General features: G+C 71.4%; 12 protein-coding genes and 2 pseudogenes. 6 read left to right on the forward strand and 8 right to left on the reverse strand.

All coding sequences use genetic code 11. The features are described 5' to 3' along the window. Position 1: 1 nt before the first annotated feature. The gene (locus tag ACFYP4_RS12010) at positions 2–943 is read right to left on the reverse strand and encodes a GlxA family transcriptional regulator (RefSeq protein ID WP_388784964.1); all 942 of its coding nucleotides are present in this window, start codon (positions 941–943) and stop codon (positions 2–4) included. Positions 944–1,056: 113 nt separating this feature from the next. Between ACFYP4_RS12010 and ACFYP4_RS12015 the strand changes: the two genes are divergently transcribed. The 3 genes from ACFYP4_RS12015 (at position 1,057) to ACFYP4_RS12025 (ending at position 4,669) form a co-directional block, all read left to right on the forward strand. Further along, complete coding sequence (locus tag ACFYP4_RS12015; RefSeq protein WP_388784966.1) at positions 1,057–1,923, forward strand: hypothetical protein; 867 nt, start codon at positions 1,057–1,059, stop codon at positions 1,921–1,923. A gap of 71 nt (positions 1,924–1,994) precedes the next feature. Further along, positions 1,995–2,120: an LPFR motif small protein gene (locus tag ACFYP4_RS12020; protein WP_358851902.1), complete on the forward strand. Its 126-nt coding sequence runs from the start codon at positions 1,995–1,997 to the stop codon at positions 2,118–2,120. A 164-nt stretch (positions 2,121–2,284) separates the two neighbouring features. Next, positions 2,285–4,669 (forward strand): Tex family protein, encoded by a 2,385-nt coding sequence (locus tag ACFYP4_RS12025; protein WP_388784968.1) that lies wholly within the window; start codon positions 2,285–2,287, stop codon positions 4,667–4,669. A 90-nt stretch (positions 4,670–4,759) separates the two neighbouring features. Here the strand turns inward: ACFYP4_RS12025 and ACFYP4_RS12030 are convergent, their stop codons facing one another. Further along, positions 4,760–6,403, reverse strand: coding sequence for an ABC-F family ATP-binding cassette domain-containing protein (locus tag ACFYP4_RS12030; protein WP_358851904.1), 1,644 nt, complete (start codon positions 6,401–6,403; stop codon positions 4,760–4,762). A 24-nt stretch (positions 6,404–6,427) separates the two neighbouring features. On the opposite strand from ACFYP4_RS12030, the pseudogene ACFYP4_RS12035 reads away from it, so the two are divergent. Then, positions 6,428–6,721: pseudogene (locus ACFYP4_RS12035) on the forward strand (FAD-dependent oxidoreductase); the annotation flags it as partial. Positions 6,722–6,725: 4 nt separating this feature from the next. On the opposite strand, the gene ACFYP4_RS12040 reads toward ACFYP4_RS12035, so the two are convergent. The 3 genes from ACFYP4_RS12040 to ACFYP4_RS12050 form a co-directional block, all read right to left on the reverse strand. Then, entirely contained in the window at positions 6,726–8,435 is a 1,710-nt protein-coding gene (locus ACFYP4_RS12040) for a BCCT family transporter (RefSeq protein ID WP_358851905.1), read from the reverse strand. Positions 8,436–8,521: 86 nt separating this feature from the next. Continuing rightward, the gene (locus tag ACFYP4_RS12045) at positions 8,522–10,078 is read right to left on the reverse strand and encodes a polysaccharide lyase family 1 protein (protein ID WP_388784971.1); all 1,557 of its coding nucleotides are present in this window, start codon (positions 10,076–10,078) and stop codon (positions 8,522–8,524) included. Positions 10,079–10,548: 470 nt separating this feature from the next. Further along, positions 10,549–12,513: a Xaa-Pro dipeptidyl-peptidase gene (locus ACFYP4_RS12050; protein ID WP_388784973.1), complete on the reverse strand. Its 1,965-nt coding sequence runs from the start codon at positions 12,511–12,513 to the stop codon at positions 10,549–10,551. A gap of 180 nt (positions 12,514–12,693) precedes the next feature. Between ACFYP4_RS12050 and ACFYP4_RS12055 the strand changes: the two genes are divergently transcribed. Next, on the forward strand, positions 12,694–14,196 hold the full coding sequence (locus ACFYP4_RS12055; protein WP_388784975.1) for a M1 family metallopeptidase: 1,503 nt from the start codon (positions 12,694–12,696) through the stop codon (positions 14,194–14,196). A gap of 93 nt (positions 14,197–14,289) precedes the next feature. Here ACFYP4_RS12055 and ACFYP4_RS12060 read toward each other — a convergent pair whose 3' ends face one another. Beyond that, positions 14,290–14,943: a hypothetical protein gene (locus ACFYP4_RS12060; protein WP_388784977.1), complete on the reverse strand. Its 654-nt coding sequence runs from the start codon at positions 14,941–14,943 to the stop codon at positions 14,290–14,292. A 122-nt stretch (positions 14,944–15,065) separates the two neighbouring features. Further along, positions 15,066–16,532, reverse strand: a complete 1,467-nt coding sequence (locus tag ACFYP4_RS12065; protein ID WP_358851910.1) for an amino acid permease — start codon at positions 16,530–16,532, stop codon at positions 15,066–15,068. A gap of 269 nt (positions 16,533–16,801) precedes the next feature. Here ACFYP4_RS12065 and ACFYP4_RS12070 point away from each other — a divergent pair. Then, positions 16,802–17,543 (forward strand): annotated as a pseudogene (locus tag ACFYP4_RS12070) (MerR family transcriptional regulator). A gap of 66 nt (positions 17,544–17,609) precedes the next feature. Here the strand turns inward: ACFYP4_RS12070 and ACFYP4_RS12075 are convergent. Further along, positions 17,610–19,784, reverse strand: coding sequence for a 3-hydroxyacyl-CoA dehydrogenase NAD-binding domain-containing protein (locus ACFYP4_RS12075; RefSeq protein WP_388784979.1), 2,175 nt, complete (start codon positions 19,782–19,784; stop codon positions 17,610–17,612). Positions 19,785–19,806 lie beyond the last annotated feature (22 nt).

Below are 19,806 nucleotides of genomic sequence, written 5' to 3' on the forward strand. Positions count from 1 at the left end.
GTCAGGGGGCGGCCGGGGGACGGAAGCGGCGCCGGTACTCGGCGGGTGCCGCGCCGAGGGCCCTGACGAAGGACCGGCGCATCGCCTCCGGAGTGCCGTAGCCGCAGGCGCGGGAGATCTCCTCGATCCCGTCGGCGGTGTCCTCCAGCAGGCGCCTGGCGTGTTCGAGCCTGGTCCGCCCGACGAACCGGCCGGGTGTCACGCCGGTCTCAGCCCGGAAGGCGCGGGCGAAATGCCGGGGCGAGAGACGGGCACGGGCGGCGAGTGCCTCCACGCCCAGGTCCCCTCCGGGGTGCTCGGTGATCCACTGCTGGACCTCGCGCAGGGGTGCGCGCTGTGCGGTCTGCGCGGCGAGCTGGGCGCTGAACTGGGCCTGGTTGCCCGGGCGGCGCAGGAACACGACCAGGCCGCGGGCGACGGCCAGCGCGGTCTCCCGGCCGAGGTCCTCCTCCACCAGCGCCAGTGCCAGGTCGATGCCCGCCGTGACACCGGCCGAGGTCGCGACGTGTCCGTCGCGGACGTACACGGGGTCGGGCTCGACCTCGACGGCCGGGTGGTCGCGGGCGAGTTTGTCGCAGAACGCCCAGTGGGTGGTGGCGCGGCGGCCGTCCAGCAGCCCGGCGCCGGCCAGCAGCAGAGCACCCGTGCACACCGACACCAGGCGCTCGGCGCGCGGTCCGTGCTCGCGCAGCCAGTCGACGAGGGCGGGCGCCGGGCTCCTGGTGCCCCGGCCGCCGGGCACGAGCAGGGTGTGCGGGGCGGGGGCCCCGTGCAGCGCCCGGTCCGGCACGAGGGTCAGACCGCTGGAGGTGCGTACAGGGGCGCCGTCCAGGGAGGCGGTGGTGATGCGGTACGTGCCCCCGGCCGCCGCGAACACCTCCACGGGGCCGCTGACGTCGAGGCTGTGCACGTCGTCGAAGAGGACGACCAGAACGGTGCGCATGGCGTCGAGTGTCGGCACGCGGCGGGACGTCCGCAATGACGAGCATCCCACCTTTCCTGCCATCGGAGATCCGGCGGTTCCTTGCGTACCGACCAGTCGGTAAGGTGCCGGGCATGACCTCTCCCCTGCCGGAGCGCGCCGGGCGGCGCTGCCACAACGTCCTGAACCCCCTGCACTCGACGCACTACTTCTCCCCGGACCTCGGCCGGGAGATGGCCGCGATCGGACTCGGCAACGAGAGGGGCGCCTACTTCGCCACGCGCGCCGCCGCCATGGGCGCGGTCGGTGCGGGGACGGTCACCGCGACGTTCTACAACTTCCGGCACGAACTCGTGGCCGAGCACGTGCCCGGGGTGTGGCGGACCGCGTCCCCGGACGCCGTCCTCGCGGCACGCACGCGTGCCGTCGACGCGACGCTGCGGCGGCTGCTCGGCGATGAGCTGATCGCCTCCGAGGTGGTGGCCGAGGCGGCGGAGCTCGCGCTGCGGGCCGCCGAGGCCTGCACGAGGACGGCACGCCCGCTGTACGCCGCGCACGCCGACCTGCCCGTACCCGGGGAACCGCACCTGGCTCTCTGGCACGCGGCCACACTGCTGCGCGAACACCGTGGCGACGGTCACCTCGCCGTGCTGCTCGCCGCGGACCTCGACCCGGTCGAGGCGCTGGTGAGCCACACCGCCACCGGCAAGGGCATGGCCCCCAGGTGGGCGCTGGGCACCCGGGGCTGGTCACGGGAGGACTGGGAGGCGGCGGCCAACCGGCTGCGGGAGCGCGGACTGCTCGACGCGAAGGGCGAGTTGACCGACGCCGGCACGGCCCTGCGGCAGTCGGTCGAGGCCGACACGGACCGGCTGGACCTGGCCCCGTACACCCACCTGGGGGCGGCGGGCGTCGAACGGCTCACGGAGCTGGCGAAGGGACTGCTGATCACGGCCCTGGGGAACGGCGCGTTCCCCGAAGGCATGATCGGCAAGGACTGAGGTACACGTATGTCACCCGGCCTCGTCGAACTGACGTGAGTCCACGTGCCGGGAGACGAAAGGGGAAGCGCGTGTTCAAGGCGATCGCAGACGTGTTGCGCCAGATCGGTGGAGCCGTCGCCACAGTGGTGACCCTGCCGTTCCGGGCGGTGGCCCGGTTGTTCGGCGGTGCCTCGCACTCCGCCCGCAAGGCCTAGCGCGACCCCGGGCCGCACGGCCCGCCCATCCGAACCGCCTCGGGAGCCGGACGCCTCGCACGCGTCCGGCTCCCGGCGCGTTGCGGCGCCGCCCTGATCCCCCGTTGTCGGTGTCACCTGCCACAATTGCCGCGCAACCCCAGTGGAGAAGGCGGTACGGGATCGTGACGACACCCCTCGTAGGGTCCATCGAAGGCAGGATCGCCGAGGAACTCGGCGTACGGGAGCGGCAGGTCAAGGCCGCGGTCGACTTGCTCGACGGCGGCTCGACGGTGCCCTTCATCGCCCGCTACCGCAAGGAAGCGACCGAGATGCTCGACGATGCGCAGCTGCGCACGCTCGAGGAGCGGCTGCGCTATCTGCGGGAGCTGGAGGACCGCCGCACGGCGATCCTCGAATCGGTGCGCGAGCAGGGCCGACTCACCGAGGAGCTGGAGGCGCGGATCCGCGGCGCCGAGACCAAGGCACGCCTCGAGGACATCTACCTGCCCTTCAAACCGAAGCGGCGCACCAAGGCGCAGACCGCCCGCGAGGCAGGGCTCGAGCCGCTGGCCGAGGGCCTGCTCAAGGACCCCTCGGCCGAGCCGCTCACCGCCGCCGCGGCCTTCGTCGACGCCGACAGGGGCGTCGCCGACGCGCAGGCCGCGCTGGACGGCGCGCGCGCCATCCTCACCGAACGGTTCTCGGAGGACGCCGACCTGATCGGCGAGCTGCGCGAGCGCATGTGGGTGCGCGGCCGGCTGGTCGCCCGGGTCCGGGAGGGCAGGGAGGAGGCCGGCGCCAAGTTCGCCGACTACTTCGACTTCGCCGAACCGTTCACGAAGCTGCCCTCCCACCGCGTCCTCGCCATGCTGCGCGGCGAGAAGGAGGAGGTGCTGGACCTCGTCCTGGAACCGGAGGAGCCCTCCGAGCAGCCGGGACCGTCCACGTACGAGGGGATCGTCGCCCGGCGCTTCGGAATCGCCGACCGGGGCCGCCCCGGTGACAAGTGGCTGACGGACACGGTCCGCTGGGCCTGGCGCACTCGTCTCCTCGTCCACCTCGGCATCGACCTGCGGCTGCGGCTGCGGACGGCCGCCGAGGACGAGGCGGTCAACGTGTTCGCGGCGAACCTGCGGGACCTGCTGCTCGCCGCCCCGGCGGGCACGCGCGCGACCTTGGGGCTCGACCCCGGGTTCCGTACGGGCGTCAAGGTGGCCGTGGTCGACGCGACCGGCAAGGTCGTCGCCACGGATGTCATCCACCCGCACGTCCCGGCGAACCGGTGGGACGAGGCCGTCGCCAAACTGGCCCGGCTGGCCAGGGAGCACGCTGTCGAGCTGATCTCCATCGGCAACGGCACGGCCTCCCGCGAGACGGACAAGCTCGCCGGTGACCTCATCGCGAAGCACCCCGAGCTGAACCTCACCAAGGTGATGGTCTCCGAGGCGGGTGCGTCCGTGTACTCGGCGTCCGCGTTCGCCTCGCAGGAGCTGCCCGGCATGGACGTGTCGCTGCGCGGGGCCGTCTCCATCGCCCGCCGGCTCCAGGACCCGCTGGCCGAGCTGGTGAAGATCGACCCGAAGTCGATCGGCGTCGGGCAGTACCAGCACGACCTGTCCGAGGTGAAGCTGTCGCGCTCGCTCGACGCGGTGGTCGAGGACTGCGTGAACGGCGTGGGCGTCGACGTGAACACGGCCTCGGCACCGCTGCTCGCCCGGGTCTCCGGCATCACCTCGGGCCTCGCCGAGAACATCGTGGCCCACCGCGACGCCAACGGCCCCTTCCGGTCCCGGACGGCGCTGAAGGACGTGGCCCGGCTGGGTCCCAAGGCGTACGAGCAGTGCGCGGGCTTCCTGCGGATCCGCGGCGGGGACGACCCGTTGGACGCGTCCAGCGTGCACCCCGAGGCGTATCCGGTGGTCCGGCGCATGGGGAAGACGGCGGGGGACGGCGTCGCGTCGCTGATCGGCAACACGGGCGTGCTGCGTTCGCTGAAGGCGGCCGACTTCGTGGACGAGAAGTTCGGTCTGCCTACCGTGACGGACATCCTCAGGGAGCTGGAGAAGCCGGGGCGCGACCCGCGGCCCGCCTTCCGGACGGCGACCTTCAAGGAGGGCGTCGAGAAGCTCACCGATCTGTCGTCGGGCATGGTGCTCGAGGGCGTCGTCACGAACGTCGCGGCCTTCGGTGCCTTCGTGGACGTGGGCGTCCACCAGGACGGTCTGGTGCACGTCTCGGCGATGTCGAGGACGTTCGTCAAGGACCCGCGGGACGTGGTGAAGCCGGGAGACATCGTCAAGGTGAAGGTGCTCGACATCGACCTTCCGCGCAAGCGGATCGCGCTGACGCTGCGGCTGGACGACGAGGCGGCGCCGCAGGACCAGCCGCAGGAGGGCGGGCGTCCCCAGCGTGCGGGCCGGCCGCCCAGGCAGCGGCAGCAGCAGCCGCGTCAGGGCCGCGGCGGCGGCGCGGGCGGTGGGTCCCGCCAGGCGGCCGCACCCGGCAACAGTGCGATGGCGGACGCCCTGCGGCGAGCGGGTCTGACGGACCCCGAGCGGGGCCGCTGACGTCCGGAGCCGGCCCGTCCGGGGTGGGCGGGCCGGCACGGTTTCCGGGTCTCACGGCCCTCTCCCGGGAGCTCCCGGGGAGGGGGCCGGTCAGCGCTTCTCGGTGACCTTGCCGTCGGCCACTTCGAGACGACGGGTCGTGCTGACCGCGTCCAGCATCCGGCGGTCGTGGGTGACCAGGAGCAGCGTGCCCTCGTACGACTCCAGGGCGGACTCGAGCTGCTCGATGGCCGGCAGGTCGAGGTGGTTGGTCGGCTCGTCCAGGACCAGGAGGTTCACGCCGCGGCCCTGGAGCAGCGCCAGCGCCGAGCGGGTGCGCTCGCCCGGGGAGAGGGAGGCCGCGGGGCGCAGCACGTGGTGCGACTTGAGGCCGAACTTGGCGAGCAGGGTGCGCACTTCGGCGGGTTCGGTCTCCGGGACGGCCGCGCTGAAGGCGTCGAGCAGGGACTCGGAGCCGTGGAACAGCTTGCGGGCCTGGTCGACCTCCCCGACGACCACGCCGGAGCCGAGGGCCGCGTGCCCCGCGTCCAGCGGGACCCGGCCCAGCAGGGCGCCGAGCAGCGTCGACTTGCCCGCGCCGTTCGCTCCGGTGACGGCGACCCGGTCCGCCCAGTCGATCTGGAGCGTCGCGGGCCCGAACGTGAAGTCGCCGCGCCGCACCTCGGCGTCCCGCAGCGTGGCGACGACCGCGCCCGACCGGGGCGCCGCCGCGATCTCCATGCGCAGCTCCCATTCCTTGCGGGGCTCGTCGACGGTGTCCAGCCGCTCGATCATGCGCTGGGTCTGCCGGGCCTTCGCGGCCTGCTTCTCGCTGGCCTCGCTGCGGAACTTGCGGCCGATCTTGTCGTTGTCGTTGTTCGCCTTGCGGCGGGCGTTCTTGACGCCCTTGTCCATCCAGGAGCGCTGCATCTGGGCGCGCCCTTCGAGCGCCGACCTCTTGTCGGCGTACTCGTCGTAGTCCTCGCGGGCGTGCCGGCGGGCGGTCTCACGCTCTTCGAGGTAGGCCTCGTAGCCGCCGCCGTACAGGGTGATCTCCTGCTGCGCGAGGTCGAGTTCGAGCACCTTGGTGACGGTGCGGCTGAGGAACTCGCGGTCGTGGCTGACGACGACGGTGCCCGCGCGCAGGCCGCTCACGAAGCGTTCGAGCCGTTCCAGGCCGTCCAGGTCCAGGTCGTTCGTGGGCTCGTCGAGCAGGAACACGTCGTAGCGGGACAGCAGCAGCGAGGCGAGGCCCGCGCGGGCGGCCTGGCCGCCGGACAGGGACGTCATGGGCTGGTCGAGTCCGACGCCGAGTCCGAGGGAGTCGGCGACCTCCTCGGCCCGCTCGTCGAGGTCGGCGCCGCCGAGGCCCAGCCACTGCTCCAGGCTGGTGCCGTACGCGTCGTCGGCGCCCGGCGCTCCGTCCACCAGGGCCTGGGTGGCCTCGTCCATCGCCCGTTGCGCCTCGGCCACGCCCGTGCGGCGGGCCAAGAAGTCCCGTACGGTCTCGCCCGGCCGGCGCTCCGGCTCCTGCGGCAGGTGCCCGACGGACGCGCCGGGCGGGGACAGCCGCAGCTCGCCCTCCTCCGGGGTGAGCAGCCCGGCGAGCAGCCGCAGCAGGGTGGATTTGCCGGCGCCGTTGGCACCGACGAGCCCGATCACGTCTCCGGGCGCGACGACGAGGTCGAGCCCGGAGAAGAGTGAGCGGTCGCCGTGTCCGGCGGCGAGATTCTTGGCGACGAGAGTGGCAGTCATCAGAACGCCGATCCTAACGGCCCGCCCCGCGCGCTCCCGCTCGGCGGCACGACCGACGAGGACGACTGGTCCCCGACGCCCGACCCCGCGGCGGCCGCGCGGATCGTCGAGCGCTGCACGGCGCCGCGGGCGGAGATCGCCGGAGCCCGTGTCCTGGGCCACCGGGTGGGGCTGCGGCCGGTGCGCGACTCGGTGCGCCTGGAGCGCGAAGTGCTGCCCGACGAAAGGCTGTTGGTGCACAACTGCGGTCACGGGGGTGCGGGTGTCACCGTGGCCTGGGGATGTGCGCGGGAGGCGGCCGGGCTCGCCTGCCGCTGACGCCTCAGCCGTGGTCGTGCCCGAGCGGGTCTCCCTCCGTGTCCGTGCCGGCCCCCGGGCCGACCCTGATCTCGAATTCGCCGTCGTATCTCCTGTGACCCTCGATCACGGCGAGCTCGACGGCCTCCGAGGCCATCTCGCCGCGCACCACGAGCGGATCCCTGCGCAGGTCCCGCATGAGCGAGACACACATGCCGATCATGACGAGGACGAAGGGCGCGGCGGCGAGGATCGTGAGGTTCTGCAGGCCGGTGAGCGCGTCGCCCTGGCCGCTGCCGACGAGCAGCATGATGGCGGCGACGGCGCCGGTCACGACACCCCAGAACACGACGACGAGACGTCCCGGTTCGAGCGCGCCCCGCTGGGAGAGCGTGCCCATCACGATGGACGCGGCGTCGGCACCCGAAACGAAGAAGATCCCGACGAGGATCATCACGAGCAGACTGGACGCCGTCGCGACCGGGAACTCCTGGAGCACGCCGAAGAGTTGACCCTCGGGGGTCGACTCACCGCCGAGCGCGCCGCCCTCTTTCAGCTTCATCGCCGTACCACCGAAGACGGCGAACCAGACCAGGCTGACGCTGCTGGGGACGAGGATGACACCGCCGACGAACTGCCGGATGGTGCGGCCGCGGCTGATCCGGGCGATGAACATGCCGACGAACGGCGTCCAGGAGATCCACCACGCCCAGTAGAAGACCGTCCAGCTGCCCAGCCAGTCGGCGACGCCCTCCCCGCCGGCCGCCTCGGTGCGCCCGGCGAGCTGGGGCAGGTCGCCGAGGTAGGCGAAGATCGAGGTGGGCAGCAGGTCGAGGACGATGATGGTGGGCCCCGCGACGAAGACGAAGACGACGAGCACCAGCGCCAGGACCATGTTGATGTTGGACAGCCACTGGATGCCCTTCTCCACGCCGGACACCGCTGAGGCGACGAACGCGACGGTCAGGACGGCGATGATGGCGACGAGCAGTCCCGTGCTCACCTTGTCCAGCCAGTCCAGCTCCTTGAACCCGGAGCCGATCTGCAGCGCGCCGAGGCCGAGGGAGGCCGCGGAGCCGAAGACGGTGGCGATGATCGCCAGGATGTCGATGACCCGGCCCGCGGTGCCGTTGGCGTGCTTCTCGCCGATGAGCGGGGTGAAGACCGCGCTGATGGTCTGGCGCCTGCGCTTGCGGAAGGTGCTGTAGGCGATGCCGAGGCCGACCACCGCGTAGATCGCCCAGGGGTGCAGCGTCCAGTGGAAGAGGGTGGTGGCCATCGCCGTCTCCATGCGTTCACCGGAGTCGGCGGGCGAGGTGCCGGGCGGGGGCGTGGTGTAGTGCGACAGCGGTTCGCTCACGCCGTAGAACATCAGGCCGATGCCCATGCCGGCACTGAACATCATCGCGACCCAGGAGACGGTGCGGAACTCGGGCTTCTCGCCCTCGGCGCCCAGGTGGATCCTGCCGTAGCGGCTGACCGCGAGCCAGAGCGCGAAGACCACGAAGCACGAGGCGGCCAGCATGAAGGCCCAGCCGCCGTTGTGGATCAGGCCGTTGAGCATCGTCGTGGAGACGCTCTCCAGGGAGTCCGTCGCGACCGCGCCCCAGATCACGAAGGCCAGGGTGAGCGCTGCGGTGACGCCGAACACCACCCGGTCCGTCCGGTGGCCGGAGCCGCCGGGGACGTCGGACGGATCTCCCCGGCCGCCCCGTTCTTTCAGGTCCTCTGTCATTCCGCACCTTCCCCTGGACGCCGTATGGGCATTATTGCCTCATAATGCCCATACGACCCGATGTGCGGACCTCGAAGAGTGCGCTGTTACGACCCGTAGGTCTCGAACTCGGCCACCTTCGGCGCTCCCGTCGAACCGGTGATCTCGAAAGTGATCTTGCTGAGGGAGGTGCGCGGGAAGCTGATGGGGCCCGCGCCGCTGCCCGAGGCGAGGACGGCGCCGTTGTCGGCGTTGCGGACCCTCCAGGAGCCGATGTTTCCCGCGGATCCGGATGCCTCACGGATGTTGATGCTGGAGACGGTGGTGGCGGAGCCCCACTTGATGGAGACGGAGCCGGTCGCGCCGGCCGGTGACCAGTAGGTGCTCAGGTTGCCGTCCCGGACGTTGCCGTAGCTTGTGCCGTCGGCCTTGCTCGAACCGTCGGAGCCGGCACCGAGGCTGAGGTTGGTCCCGCCGGGCTGTGTCGGCGTCGCCGTGGGGGTGGGAGTGGGGGTGGGCGAGGTCGGAGTCGTGGTCGGCGTCGGCGTCGGCGTCTGGGCCCCGCAGTTGCCGTTCGACACCTGCAGACCGGTGCCGGCACCCGCCGTCCGGCGCACGATGTCGGGCACGCAGGCTGCGGCGTCGAGGGTGTGGGCGTAGGGGATGGCGACTGTGGTGTTCGACTGCGGTTTCGGGCCGGCGGGGTGGTTGTCGGTGCCGGGGCTGGACCAGGTCACGTTGTCGAAGATGTTGCCGCTGACCTGCCAGTAGCCGGCCGCGTCGGTGTAGAAGGTGCCGAGGACGTCCCGGGAGTCCTCGAAGTAGTTGTTGTCCACCTTGGCCTTGGCGCCGGCGCGGGAGTTGATGCCCGACTTGCTGAGGCCCACGTAGTGGTTGTTGTAGATGTGCGCCGTGCCGCCGCGCAGCAGGGGCACGCGGGAGTCGATGTTCTCGTAGAGGTTGTGGTGGTAGGTGATGAAGCCGTTGGAGAGGTCGCTCTCGCTGGACCCGACGAGGCCGCCCCGCCCGGAGTTGCGCAGGATGCTGTACGACAGGGTCACGTACTGGGTGTTGTCCTTCATGTCGAAGAGGCCGTCGAATCCTTCGTCCTCCCCTCCGGACGCCTCGAGGGTGGTGTGATCGACCCAGACGTTGCGGACACCGCCCTCCATGCCGATGGCGTCCCCGCCGTTGGAGGTGGGCGAGCCGGACTTCTTCACGTTCCGGACCGTCACGTCCTGGATGATGATGTTGCTCGCTTCCCGGATGTGGATGCCGAGCTGGTCGAAGACGGCTCCGCTGCCGGCGCCGACGATGGTGACGTTGCTGACCTGCTTCAGCTCGATCACTCCGGCGGCCGTGTTGCAGCTCTCGCCGGACACCTTCGCGGTGTTGGCGTGGTTGATGGTCCCCTCGACCTGGATGGTGATGGGCGTGCTGCTGCTGGCACGGCCGCACAGAGCCGCGTTGATCGCGGTTCCGGTGGTGGCCCGCACGGTCTGCCCGCCCGCCCCGCCGGTGGTGCCGCCGTTCTGGGTCGCGTAGCCGGTGGCGCTGCCGGTCGCCGCCGACGCCTCGGGCATCGTCAGCGCCACACCGACCGCGGCCGCTGCGGCCATGGCGGCCGACGCGGCGGAGAGTCTCAGTGCGAGTGGTCGTCTCATTCTCACTCCTGGTTCACCGTGGTCTGCTCATTCGTCGTGCCCTGCGAACAGTTCAAGCCCGTGCGGTTGACCGAGGACCGCGTACGGCGGTCTGCGCGTAGACCGCCTCCAGCGTTCCCCAACCTCGGAAAGCGCTTTCTCTAGCCGCAGACGATAAGTGGGCCCCCATGGGGTGGCAAGAGTCCTGACCGAATCGAATTCACATGCTCGAACACTGCTCTGCACACAGCGGAAAGCAGCACGACATCACTCTCGCCGCCAGGCACCCCTCGGAGCGGATCACACGCGGCTGGAGTGGGTATACCGGCACGTGGACCAAGGGCGCATGGCCAGGGGGCAGAGACCTAGGGCCGCCTGAGCGCTGAATGTTGTTCATGTAGATGAACCCTACGAAGCCGAAGCCGGCGCAATTCGAAGAACGGCCCCGGCCGTGGCGGTGACCGCCACGGCCGGGGCACGGGAGCGCGACGTCAGCGAGTGCCGCCGCCCGGGACGCGGCGGGGGGCGCTCGGGTCGCGTACGCCGTCGAGGACCGACGGGCGCGGCGTGCGGGTGGAGTTCACCGTCGCGGAGCGGAAGGCGCCGGCGCCGCCGACCAGCGGTATCCGGGCCGAGGTGCGGGACAGGTCGAGCGTCAGCGTGGGCGTGCTCGACGGCGGGTCGATGAGGTCCTTGTCGGTGCCGGCGACGATGAGCGCGAGTCGGTGGCCCCGCGGCACGACGTGGTCGGTGGCGGCCAGGTCGAGCGTGATGGTGTAGGCCCGGCCCGGGGTGAGCGGGACGCCCTTCGCGGCGGACGCGTGGTTGCCGAGGTCGGCCCAGCCGCGGCTGACCACCGTGTAGTCGACGTCCGCGTTCTTCGCCGCGGTCTCCTTGAAGCAGGAGCTGTCCCCGGCGGTGCTCGCGCCCCAGCAGGTGCGGTCCGTGAGCGTCGTGATGCCCTCCCCGGCGGCGGCGTAGTCACGGATGGTGTCCGGACCGAGGTCGACCAGGACCGCGGAGAGGTGCGCGGTCGACGTGGTCGGGGTGGCGGTGACGGTGACCTCGGACGATCCGGACAGCCGCAGGTCGCGGGTCAGCACCGGGGTGGTGAACCCGGCCTTCTCGGGGGTCGGGCCGTCGACGTGGGCGGCCCAGTCCGTCTCGCTCAGCCGCGGGTCGTCGGTGAAGGTCTCGGTCCCCGACCTCGTACGGAGTCCGAGGGTGCCGACACCCGGCAGGGCGCTCTTCCCCGGGTGCAGGCGCACCCCGTCGGTCCCCCGCGGCGGCCAGACGCCGGAGGTGGTCCAGGTGTCGGGGGCGCGCTCGATGTCGGCCATCGGCTCGTCGTCGATGCCGTTGTCGTAGCCGAGGAGTTCGTGGTCGAACCAGCGGTGCAGCGTGTCGACCCAGGCGGCTCGGCGGAAGTCGAAGGGGTCGACGTGGCCGGTCTGGGAGAGCCAGATCTTGCGCTCGACGCCGTTCCTGGCCAGGGCCCTCCACCATCGTCCGACGTGCTGGGTGCGGACGTTGAGGTCCTGCATGCCGTGGACGAGGAAGACGCTGGCCCGCACCCGGTCGGCGTGGCGCACGTAGTCGCGCTCGGTCCACAGTGAGGTCCGGTCGCCGGTGCGCGGTGCCTCGTCGACGAGTTCTTGCTGGACGGCGGCGCACCGGGCGCGGGCTTCCGGGCTCTCCACGTAGTCGGACAGCCACTCGGGGCCGGAGTCGTAGAGCGGGGCGCCCTTGGCGAAGTAGTAGTCGTACCAGGAGGAGATGGCGCTGATGGGGACGATCGTCTTCAGGCCCTCGACCCCGGTGGCGGCCACACCGTTGGCGACCGTGCCGTCGTAGCTCTTGCCGATCATGCCGGTTCTGCCGTTGGTCCAGCCGGCCCCGGCCCGGTCGGCGCCGGTGCGGGTCGTGTAGCCCCTGGCCCGGCCGTTCAGCCAGTCGACGACGGCCTTCGCGGACTGGACGTCGGAGCGGCCGCCTACGTCGACGCAGCCGTCGGAGCGGTTGGTGCCGGCCAGGTCGACACCGACGAAGGCGTACCCGCGCGGCACGAAGTAGTTGTCGTAGAACAGCGGCATCCGGACGACGTCGCCGTTCGCGTCGTACGTCTTCTTCTGGCTCTCGTTGCCGCGTCCGCAGCAGGAGTAGTACGGGCTGGCATCCATGATCACGGGCACTTTGCGGCCCCGCTGGGCGGGTTCGCGGGGGCGGACGATGTCGACGGCGACGCGGTCCCGTTTCCCGTCGCCGTCGCCGTCCAGTCCGGTGTCGACCCATACGGATTCGCGGATGGCGTTCTCGTAGGAGTAGACCGGTGTGCTCTCCCGGGGCGCGCTGTGGGCGACGGCGGGGGACACGAAGGCGGCCAGCAGGGCGGTGGTGGCCGCCGTCGCGAGCGATCTCCAGGTGGTGAGGCGCCAACGGCGCGCACGTATCGGCATGCGCGGAAGGTACCCCGGTCAACTCCCGCACAAAAGAGGGCTCTTGCGGGTGCGTGCGGCGTGATGGCTCATGTCGGCCGAATGGCGATCGTGTGACGGGTGGGGCCGTGGACATGACCGTGGCCAGGGCGGCTGAATAGTCTCCGAACAGACTCCGTGACCCTACGACTTGGAGCTCCTGTGCACCGCAGACTCATCGCCCCGGGCGCGCTCGCGGCCTCCCTCCTGCTGGCGATCCCGGCATCGGCGGCCGGCGCCTCCCCCGGCGCCCCGGGTATCGGCGACCCCTACTACCCGGCCTACGGCAACGGCGGGTACGACGTCTCGCACTACGACCTGCGGCTGAAGTACCAGCCGAGGACGGACGAGCTGGAAGGCACGGCGACACTCCTGGCGACGACGACACAGGACCTGTCGCGGTTCGACCTGGACTTCCTGCTCGACGTCAGCGAAGTGCGGGTCAACGGCGCGAAGGCGTCGTTCGCCACGTCGGGACAGCACGAGCTGGAGATCACGCCGGCCCGGCCCCTCGCCAAGGGCACGCCGGTCACGGTCGTCGTCCGCTACAGCGGAGTGCCGTCCACGAAGACCGCGTACGGCTTCTCGACCTGGCACCGCACCCCGGACGGCGCAGTCGCGGCGGACGAGCCCGAGGCGGCCTGGTGGTGGTACCCGAGCAACGACCACCCGCGCGACAAGGCGACCTACGACGTGTCCGTGTCGGTGCCCGACGGAACGCAGGCGATCTCCAACGGAACGTTGCAGTCGACGAGTTCACGGCTCGGCTGGACCCGCTACAACTGGCGCTCCAACAAACCGCAGGCCACCTACCTGACCACGCTCGCGGTCGGGAAATTCGACCTCACCACGGGGACGACGTCCGACGGCGTGCCCGTCGTCAACGCGTACAGCAAGGACCTCGGGGACAACGAAGGAGCCGCCCGGGCGAGCGTGGAGCGGACCGCGGAGATCACCGACTGGCTGACCGGCTACTTCGGCCCGTACCCCTTCAACTCGGTCGGGGGGTACGTCCCGAACACCACCACCGGGTACGCGCTGGAGACCCAGACCCGGGTGTTCTACAGCCCTCGCCAGTTCGCGGGCGGGTCGAACACGTCCGTGGTCGTGCACGAGCTGGCCCACCAGTGGTACGGCGACAGCGTGTCCCTCGCCGGCTGGAAGGACATCTGGATCAACGAGGGCTTCGCGCGGTACGCGCAGTGGCTGTGGTCGGAGCACGAGGGCGAGGGCACGGCGCAGGAACTCGCGGACTACGTGTACGCGTCGCACCCGGCGGACGACGCGTTCTGGACGGTGGCGCCCGGCGACCCCGGTCCTGAGCACCAGTTCGACATCGCGGTCTACGACCGGGGCGCGCTGGCGGTGCAGGCCCTGCGCAACGAGGTGGGGGACGACGCGTTCTTCGCCGTTCTGAAGGGCTGGCCCAAGCAGTTCGCGTACGGGAACGCGTCCGTCGACGACTTCCGGAAGTACGCGGAGAAGGTGTCCGGCGCCTCGCTCGGCTCGCTCTTCGACACCTGGCTGTACCAGCCGTCGAAGCCGGGCGCACCCGCGGCGCGCGACGCGGTGATCGCGCGGGACGCGCGCACGAAGGGTGCGGAAGGCGCGCCCGCGCGGCCCAGGTCCTGGAAGAAGATCGCCGCGACCGACTCCGTGCACTGACGCCGCCCCCGGCCGGGGTCTCCCCCGCCGTCCGTCCGCCCGTCCGTCCTCTTCCGGGCGGGCGGACGGTTTTTCTTCTCGCGGTGCCGCCGGTCAGCGCCCGGGTTCGGCCCGGAAGGGTCCCGGCCCGCCCGCGATACGGCCCGCCAGCTCCGAGGCCAGCTCGGAGACCGACATGCGGAGCTCGGTGTCGGCGGTGCGCCGCTCGGCCGCGCCGCGGGCCCGTGCCCGCGCGGCGCGGGCGTCCCGCCCACGGCGGCCGTCCTCGCGGGACGCGGCGAGCGGCACGGCGCTCTCCTCGGTGGCCCACAGCCCGGTGCGGGCGATGCCGTCGGCCCGAGGCCCGGTGTGGGCGGCGTCGTCCGCCTGAGGCCCGGTGCAGGCGTCGTTGACCCGCCTGCGGATGCGGGCCGCATCGTCAGCCCGAAGCCGGGTGCGGGCCGCTTCGTCCACCCGGCGCCCGGTGCGGGCGGTGTCGTCGGGCCGCCGCCGGGTGCGGGCCGCGTCGTGCTCCGCGGCGGCCAGGAGCCTGCGCGTCCGGGACCGTTCGGCCGCGGCGGCCGCCCGCACCGCGTCCGCCCGCACCGCGGCACCCCCGGCCGCCTCGCGCCGGGTCCCGAGGGCCCGGTGCAGCGGCGGCAGCACGCGTGCGAGGCACAGGTACACCACGGCGAACAGCGGCAGCGCGAGGAGGAGGTCTGCGGTCCTCGGGCCGACCGGACCCGCCGGGTGCGGAGGGAAATCCATGCCCGGGACCTACCCGCTCACATGTGCGAAACCAACGCGCATCTGCGCCAGAGTTGACCGGAATTCACCGTTGTCGCCACACCGGACAGCGGGATGGCGCCGCACCCGTCCCTTCGCGCGGCCTATCCGGTGATCCGGGTCAGCTCCTGGTCCGCGGACTGCGCGACGCGGCGCCGGACGGCGAACCAACCGGCGACCAGCAGCACCGCGACGAGCGGGATGAGGAGCAGCGTCTTGCGGCCGACGTCCGGGTCCTTCCCCATCAGGCCCAGCACGGCGACGAGGAAGGCGATCGTGACGATCTCGGTGACCGGGCTGCCCCACAGGCGGAACGAGGGGCGGGTCAGCAGGCCCTCCTTGGCGCGCCGGACGAACACCAGGTGACAGATCATGATGATCACCCAGGTGCTGATGATGCCCAGGGACGCCACGTTCAGGACGATCTCGAAGGCCTGGCTCGGCACGAGATAGTTCAGGACGACCCCGAGCACGCACACCGCGCAGGTCAGCAGGATGCCGCCGTACGGGACCTGGCTGCGGTTCATCCTCGCGGTGAACTTCGGCGCGGAGCCCGCCATCGCCATGGAGCGCAGGATGCGGCCGGTGGAGTACAGACCCGAGTTCAGCGAGGACATGGCCGCGGTGAGGACCACCAGGTTCATCACGTCACCGGCCGCCGGGACGCCGATCTTCGACAGCACCGTGACGAAGGGGCTCTGGCCGGCTGAGTAGACCGAGCCGGGCAGCAGCAGGGCGAGGAGGACGACCGAGCCGACGTAGAAGAGCGCGACCCGCCACATGATCGAGTTCACCGCGCGCGGGACGACCTTCTCCGGCTCGGCGGTCTCGCCCGCGGCGACACCGACCAGCTCCAGGGCGGCGTACGCGAAGATCACGCCCTGCATCACCAGGACGACGGGCATGGCCCCGTGCGGCAGGAAGCCGCCGTGGTCGGTGATGACGCCCACGCCCGGGGTGGTGCCGCCGACCTCGTGCCGCGTCGCCAGCAGGAAGATGCCGACCAGCATGAACGCGACGAGGGTGGCGACCTTGACGATCGCGAACCAGAACTCCATCTCGCCGAAGATCTTGACGGAGATCAGGTTGACGGCCAGGACCACCGCGAGCGCGACGAGGGCGAGCACCCACTGCGGGATGTCGGTGAACAGGCTCCAGTAGTGCGTGTAGAGCGCGATCGCGGTGATGTCCGCGATGCCGGTCGTGGACCAGTTGAGGAAGTACATCCAGCCGGCGACGTACGCGCCCTTCTCGCCGAGGAACTCGCGCGCGTACGACACGAAGGACCCGGAGGAGGGCCGGTAGAGGACCAGCTCTCCCAGGGCCCGTACGACGAAGAAGGCGAAGACGCCGCAGACGAGGTAGGCGAGGGCCAGCGCGGGGCCGGCGTCGTGGAGCCGGCCGCCGGCTCCCAGGAAGAGTCCGGTGCCGATCGCTCCGCCGATCGCGATCATGTTGACGTGGCGGGCCTTGAGGTCCTTGCTGTACCCGGCGTCGCCCGCGTCCGCGGGGGTACCGGCGGCTTCCGGGCGGGATGCGGCCCTTGCCGTGTCTACGGCGTCCTTGCTCACGGGTGGATCAACTCTCTGGTGCCCCGGCGCACGGCGTACGCGGGTGTCCGGATGTGTCTGGCCCGCACCGTCCCACTCGTGGCACAGACCAAGGCGCCACCTTCCCTCAGAGATCACCCCGCACGCGGTGGCCGATGTCACATAGCGGCACATCTCACATGCTGATCGGGGTCTGTACAGATTTCCCGGGACGTGCTTCCGGCACACCGGTGCGGGTGCCGGCCGGCTCCGGCGTGCGCTTTCACCACACCGGTGAGACAGCAATACTGTTGCACCGGACCACCGCACCACCCGAAGAGGCGAGGGGCTGCCATGACGACGGACACCGGGGAGCCGACGCTCACGGTCGACGAACTGGCCGCGCGGGCCGGCGTCACGGTCCGTACGGTCCGCTTCTACAGCACCAGGGGCCTGCTGCCGCCGCCCGTGATCGGCCCCCGCCGGGTGGGCCACTACAGCGGGGAGCACCTGGGCCGGCTCGCGCTCATCGAGGAGTTGCAGCACCAGGGCATGACGCTGGCCGCGATCGAGCGTCACCTCCGGCGGCTGCCGCCCGGCCTGAGCGCCGAGGACCTCGCCGTCCACCGCGCCGTGGTCGCCTCGTGGGCGCCGGACACGGCGGAGGAGATGTCGCGGGAGGAACTGGAGCGGCGGGCGGGCCGGCCGCTGGACGCGGCGGACCTGGACCGGCTCACCGCGATGGACCTGATCGTCCCCGTCCCCGGCGGGTTCCGCGCGGACCCGGGTCTGCTGCGGCTCGGTGTCCAGCTCCTCGACGTGCCGATCGCGCCCGAGGCGATCGTCGCGGCGCGGACCGTCCTGCTGGAGCACTCGCGGGCGGCCGCGCACGAGCTGTCCACGCTGCTGCGGGAAGCGGTGGACGGACGGGAGTCCGTGGCCGCGGTGAAGTCCCTGTCCGCGCACATGCAGCCGCTCGTGGTGCAGGCCCTGCTGACGACCTTCCAGCGCTCCCTCAAGGAGGAACTGCGGGAGTGGCTCAGGGAGTCCTGAGCCACTCCGCCGCCGACGCGGATCCGCGTTGCGGTGCGGCCGCGCGAGGCGTACCGGCTGCCGTCGCTACTTGTCGCTGAACGTCTCGCCGTTCTCCGCCTTCTCGACGAGGAGCGCGGGCGGCGTGAACCGCTCGCCGTAGCGCTCGGCGAGTTCCCGCGCGCGCGCCACGAAGCCGGCCGGTCCGCCCTCGTACCCGTTGATGTACTGGAGCACGCCGCCCGTCCAGCCCGGGAAGCCGATCCCGAGGACGGATCCGATGTTGGCGTCGGCCACGGACGTCAGGACCCCTTCTTCGAGGAGCCGGACCGTGTCGAGCGCCTCGGAGAAGAGCATGCGCTCCTGCATGTCCTCGAACGGGATGCGGTGCCCCGGCTTCGTGAAGTGTTCACGCAGTCCCGGCCACAGCCTGCCGCGGCTGCCGTCCTCCCCGTACTCGTAGAAGCCCGCTCCCCCACTGCGTCCCGTGCGGCCGAACTCGTCGACCATCCGGTCGATGACCGCCTCGGCCGGGTGGGTCGCCCAGGTGCCGCCCGCCTCCTCGACCGCGCGCCGGGACTCCGCACGGATCTTGCGCGGCAGGGTGAGGGTCAGCTCGTCCATGAGCGAGAGGACCTTGGCCGGATAGCCGGCCTGTGCCGCGGCCTGCTCGACGGACGCGGGCTCGATGCCCTCGCCGACCATCGCGACGCCCTCGTTGATGAAGTGCCCGATGACGCGCGAGGTGAAGAAGCCGCGCGAGTCGTTCACCACGATCGGGGTCTTGTTGATCCGGCGGACCAGGTCGAAGGCGCGGGCCAGCGCCTCGTCGCCGGTCCGCTCGCCCTTGATGATCTCCACCAGCGGCATCTTGTCGACGGGCGAGAAGAAGTGCAGCCCGATGAAGTCGTCCTGGCGCTCGACGCCCTCGGCGAGGGCGGTGATGGGCAGCGTCGAGGTGTTGGAGCACAGCAGCGCGTCGGGTTCGACGATGTGCTGGATCTCCTGGAACACCTTGTGCTTGAGCGAGGTGTCCTCGAAGACGGCCTCGATCACGGCGTCGCAGCCGGCCAGGTCCTGCGGGTCCGCCGTGGGCGTGATGCGGGCGAGCAGCGCGTCCGCCTTCTCCTGGGTCGTACGGCCCCGGGAGACGGCCTTGGCGCAGAGCTTCTCGGAGTAGTTCTTGCCCTTGGCCGCGGCCTCGGCGGACACGTCCTTCAGCACCACGTCGATGCCGGCGCGGGCGCACGAGTAGGCGATGCCGGCGCCCATCATGCCGGCGCCGAGGACGGCGACCCGGCGGACCTGGCGCGGTGCGATGCCGTCGGGCCGGCTGGCACCGGAGTTGACCGCCTGGAGATCGAAGAAGAACGCCTGGATCATGTTCTTGGCGGTCTGCCCGGTGACCAGCTCGGTGAAGTAGCGCCCCTCGATGGTCAGCGCCGTCTCGAAGTCGACCTGGGAGCCCTCGACGGCGGCCGCGAGGATGTTGCGCGGGGCCGGGTAGGGGGCGCCGTTCAGCTGCTTCCTCAGGCCGGCCGGGAAGGCGGGCAGGTTCGCGGCGAACCGGGGGTTCGACGGCGTGCCGCCGGGGATCTTGTGACCCGGCTTGTCCCAGGGCTGCTGCGACTCGGGGTTGGCGTCGATGAAGGCGCGGGCCTTGGCGAGCATCTCCTCCCGGGTGGTGGCCACTTCGTGGACGAGGCCGTTCTCCAGGGCGCGCCGCGGGGAGTACTGGGTGCCCTGGAGCAGCATCTTCAGCAGCGCGTCCGCGATGCCCATGAGGCGTACGGTGCGGGTGACTCCGCCGCTTCCGGGCAGCAGGCCGAGGGTGACCTCGGGCAGGCCGATCCTGGAGCCGGGGGCGTCCAGGGCGATGCGGTGGTGGGAGGCGAGGGCGATCTCGTAACCGCCGCCGAGCGCAGCGCCGTTGATGGCGGCGACGACGGGCTTGCCCAGGGTCTCGATGCGGCGCAGGGAGGACTTGAGGGCGGCGCCGGCCTCGAACACCCGCTGGGCGTCCTCGGGTCCTGCCTTCATCATGTCCTTGAGGTCGCCGCCCGCGAAGAAGGTCTTCTTGGCGGAGGTGTAGATGATGCCGCGGATGGAGTCCTTCTCCGCCTCGGCGCGTTCGGCGACCGCCGCGATCGAGGTCCTGAAGGCCTGGTTCATCGTGTTGGCGGACTGGTTCGGGTCGTCGAGGACGAGGGTGACGACGCCGGTCTCGTCCTGTTCCCAGCGGATGGTGGTGCTCTCGGTCATGAGGAGGGTCTCCGGATAGGTC

Origin of the sequence: Streptomyces sp. NPDC005551 (assembly GCF_042871785.1) — a bacterium.
In the GTDB taxonomy this organism is placed as follows: domain Bacteria; phylum Actinomycetota; class Actinomycetes; order Streptomycetales; family Streptomycetaceae; genus Streptomyces.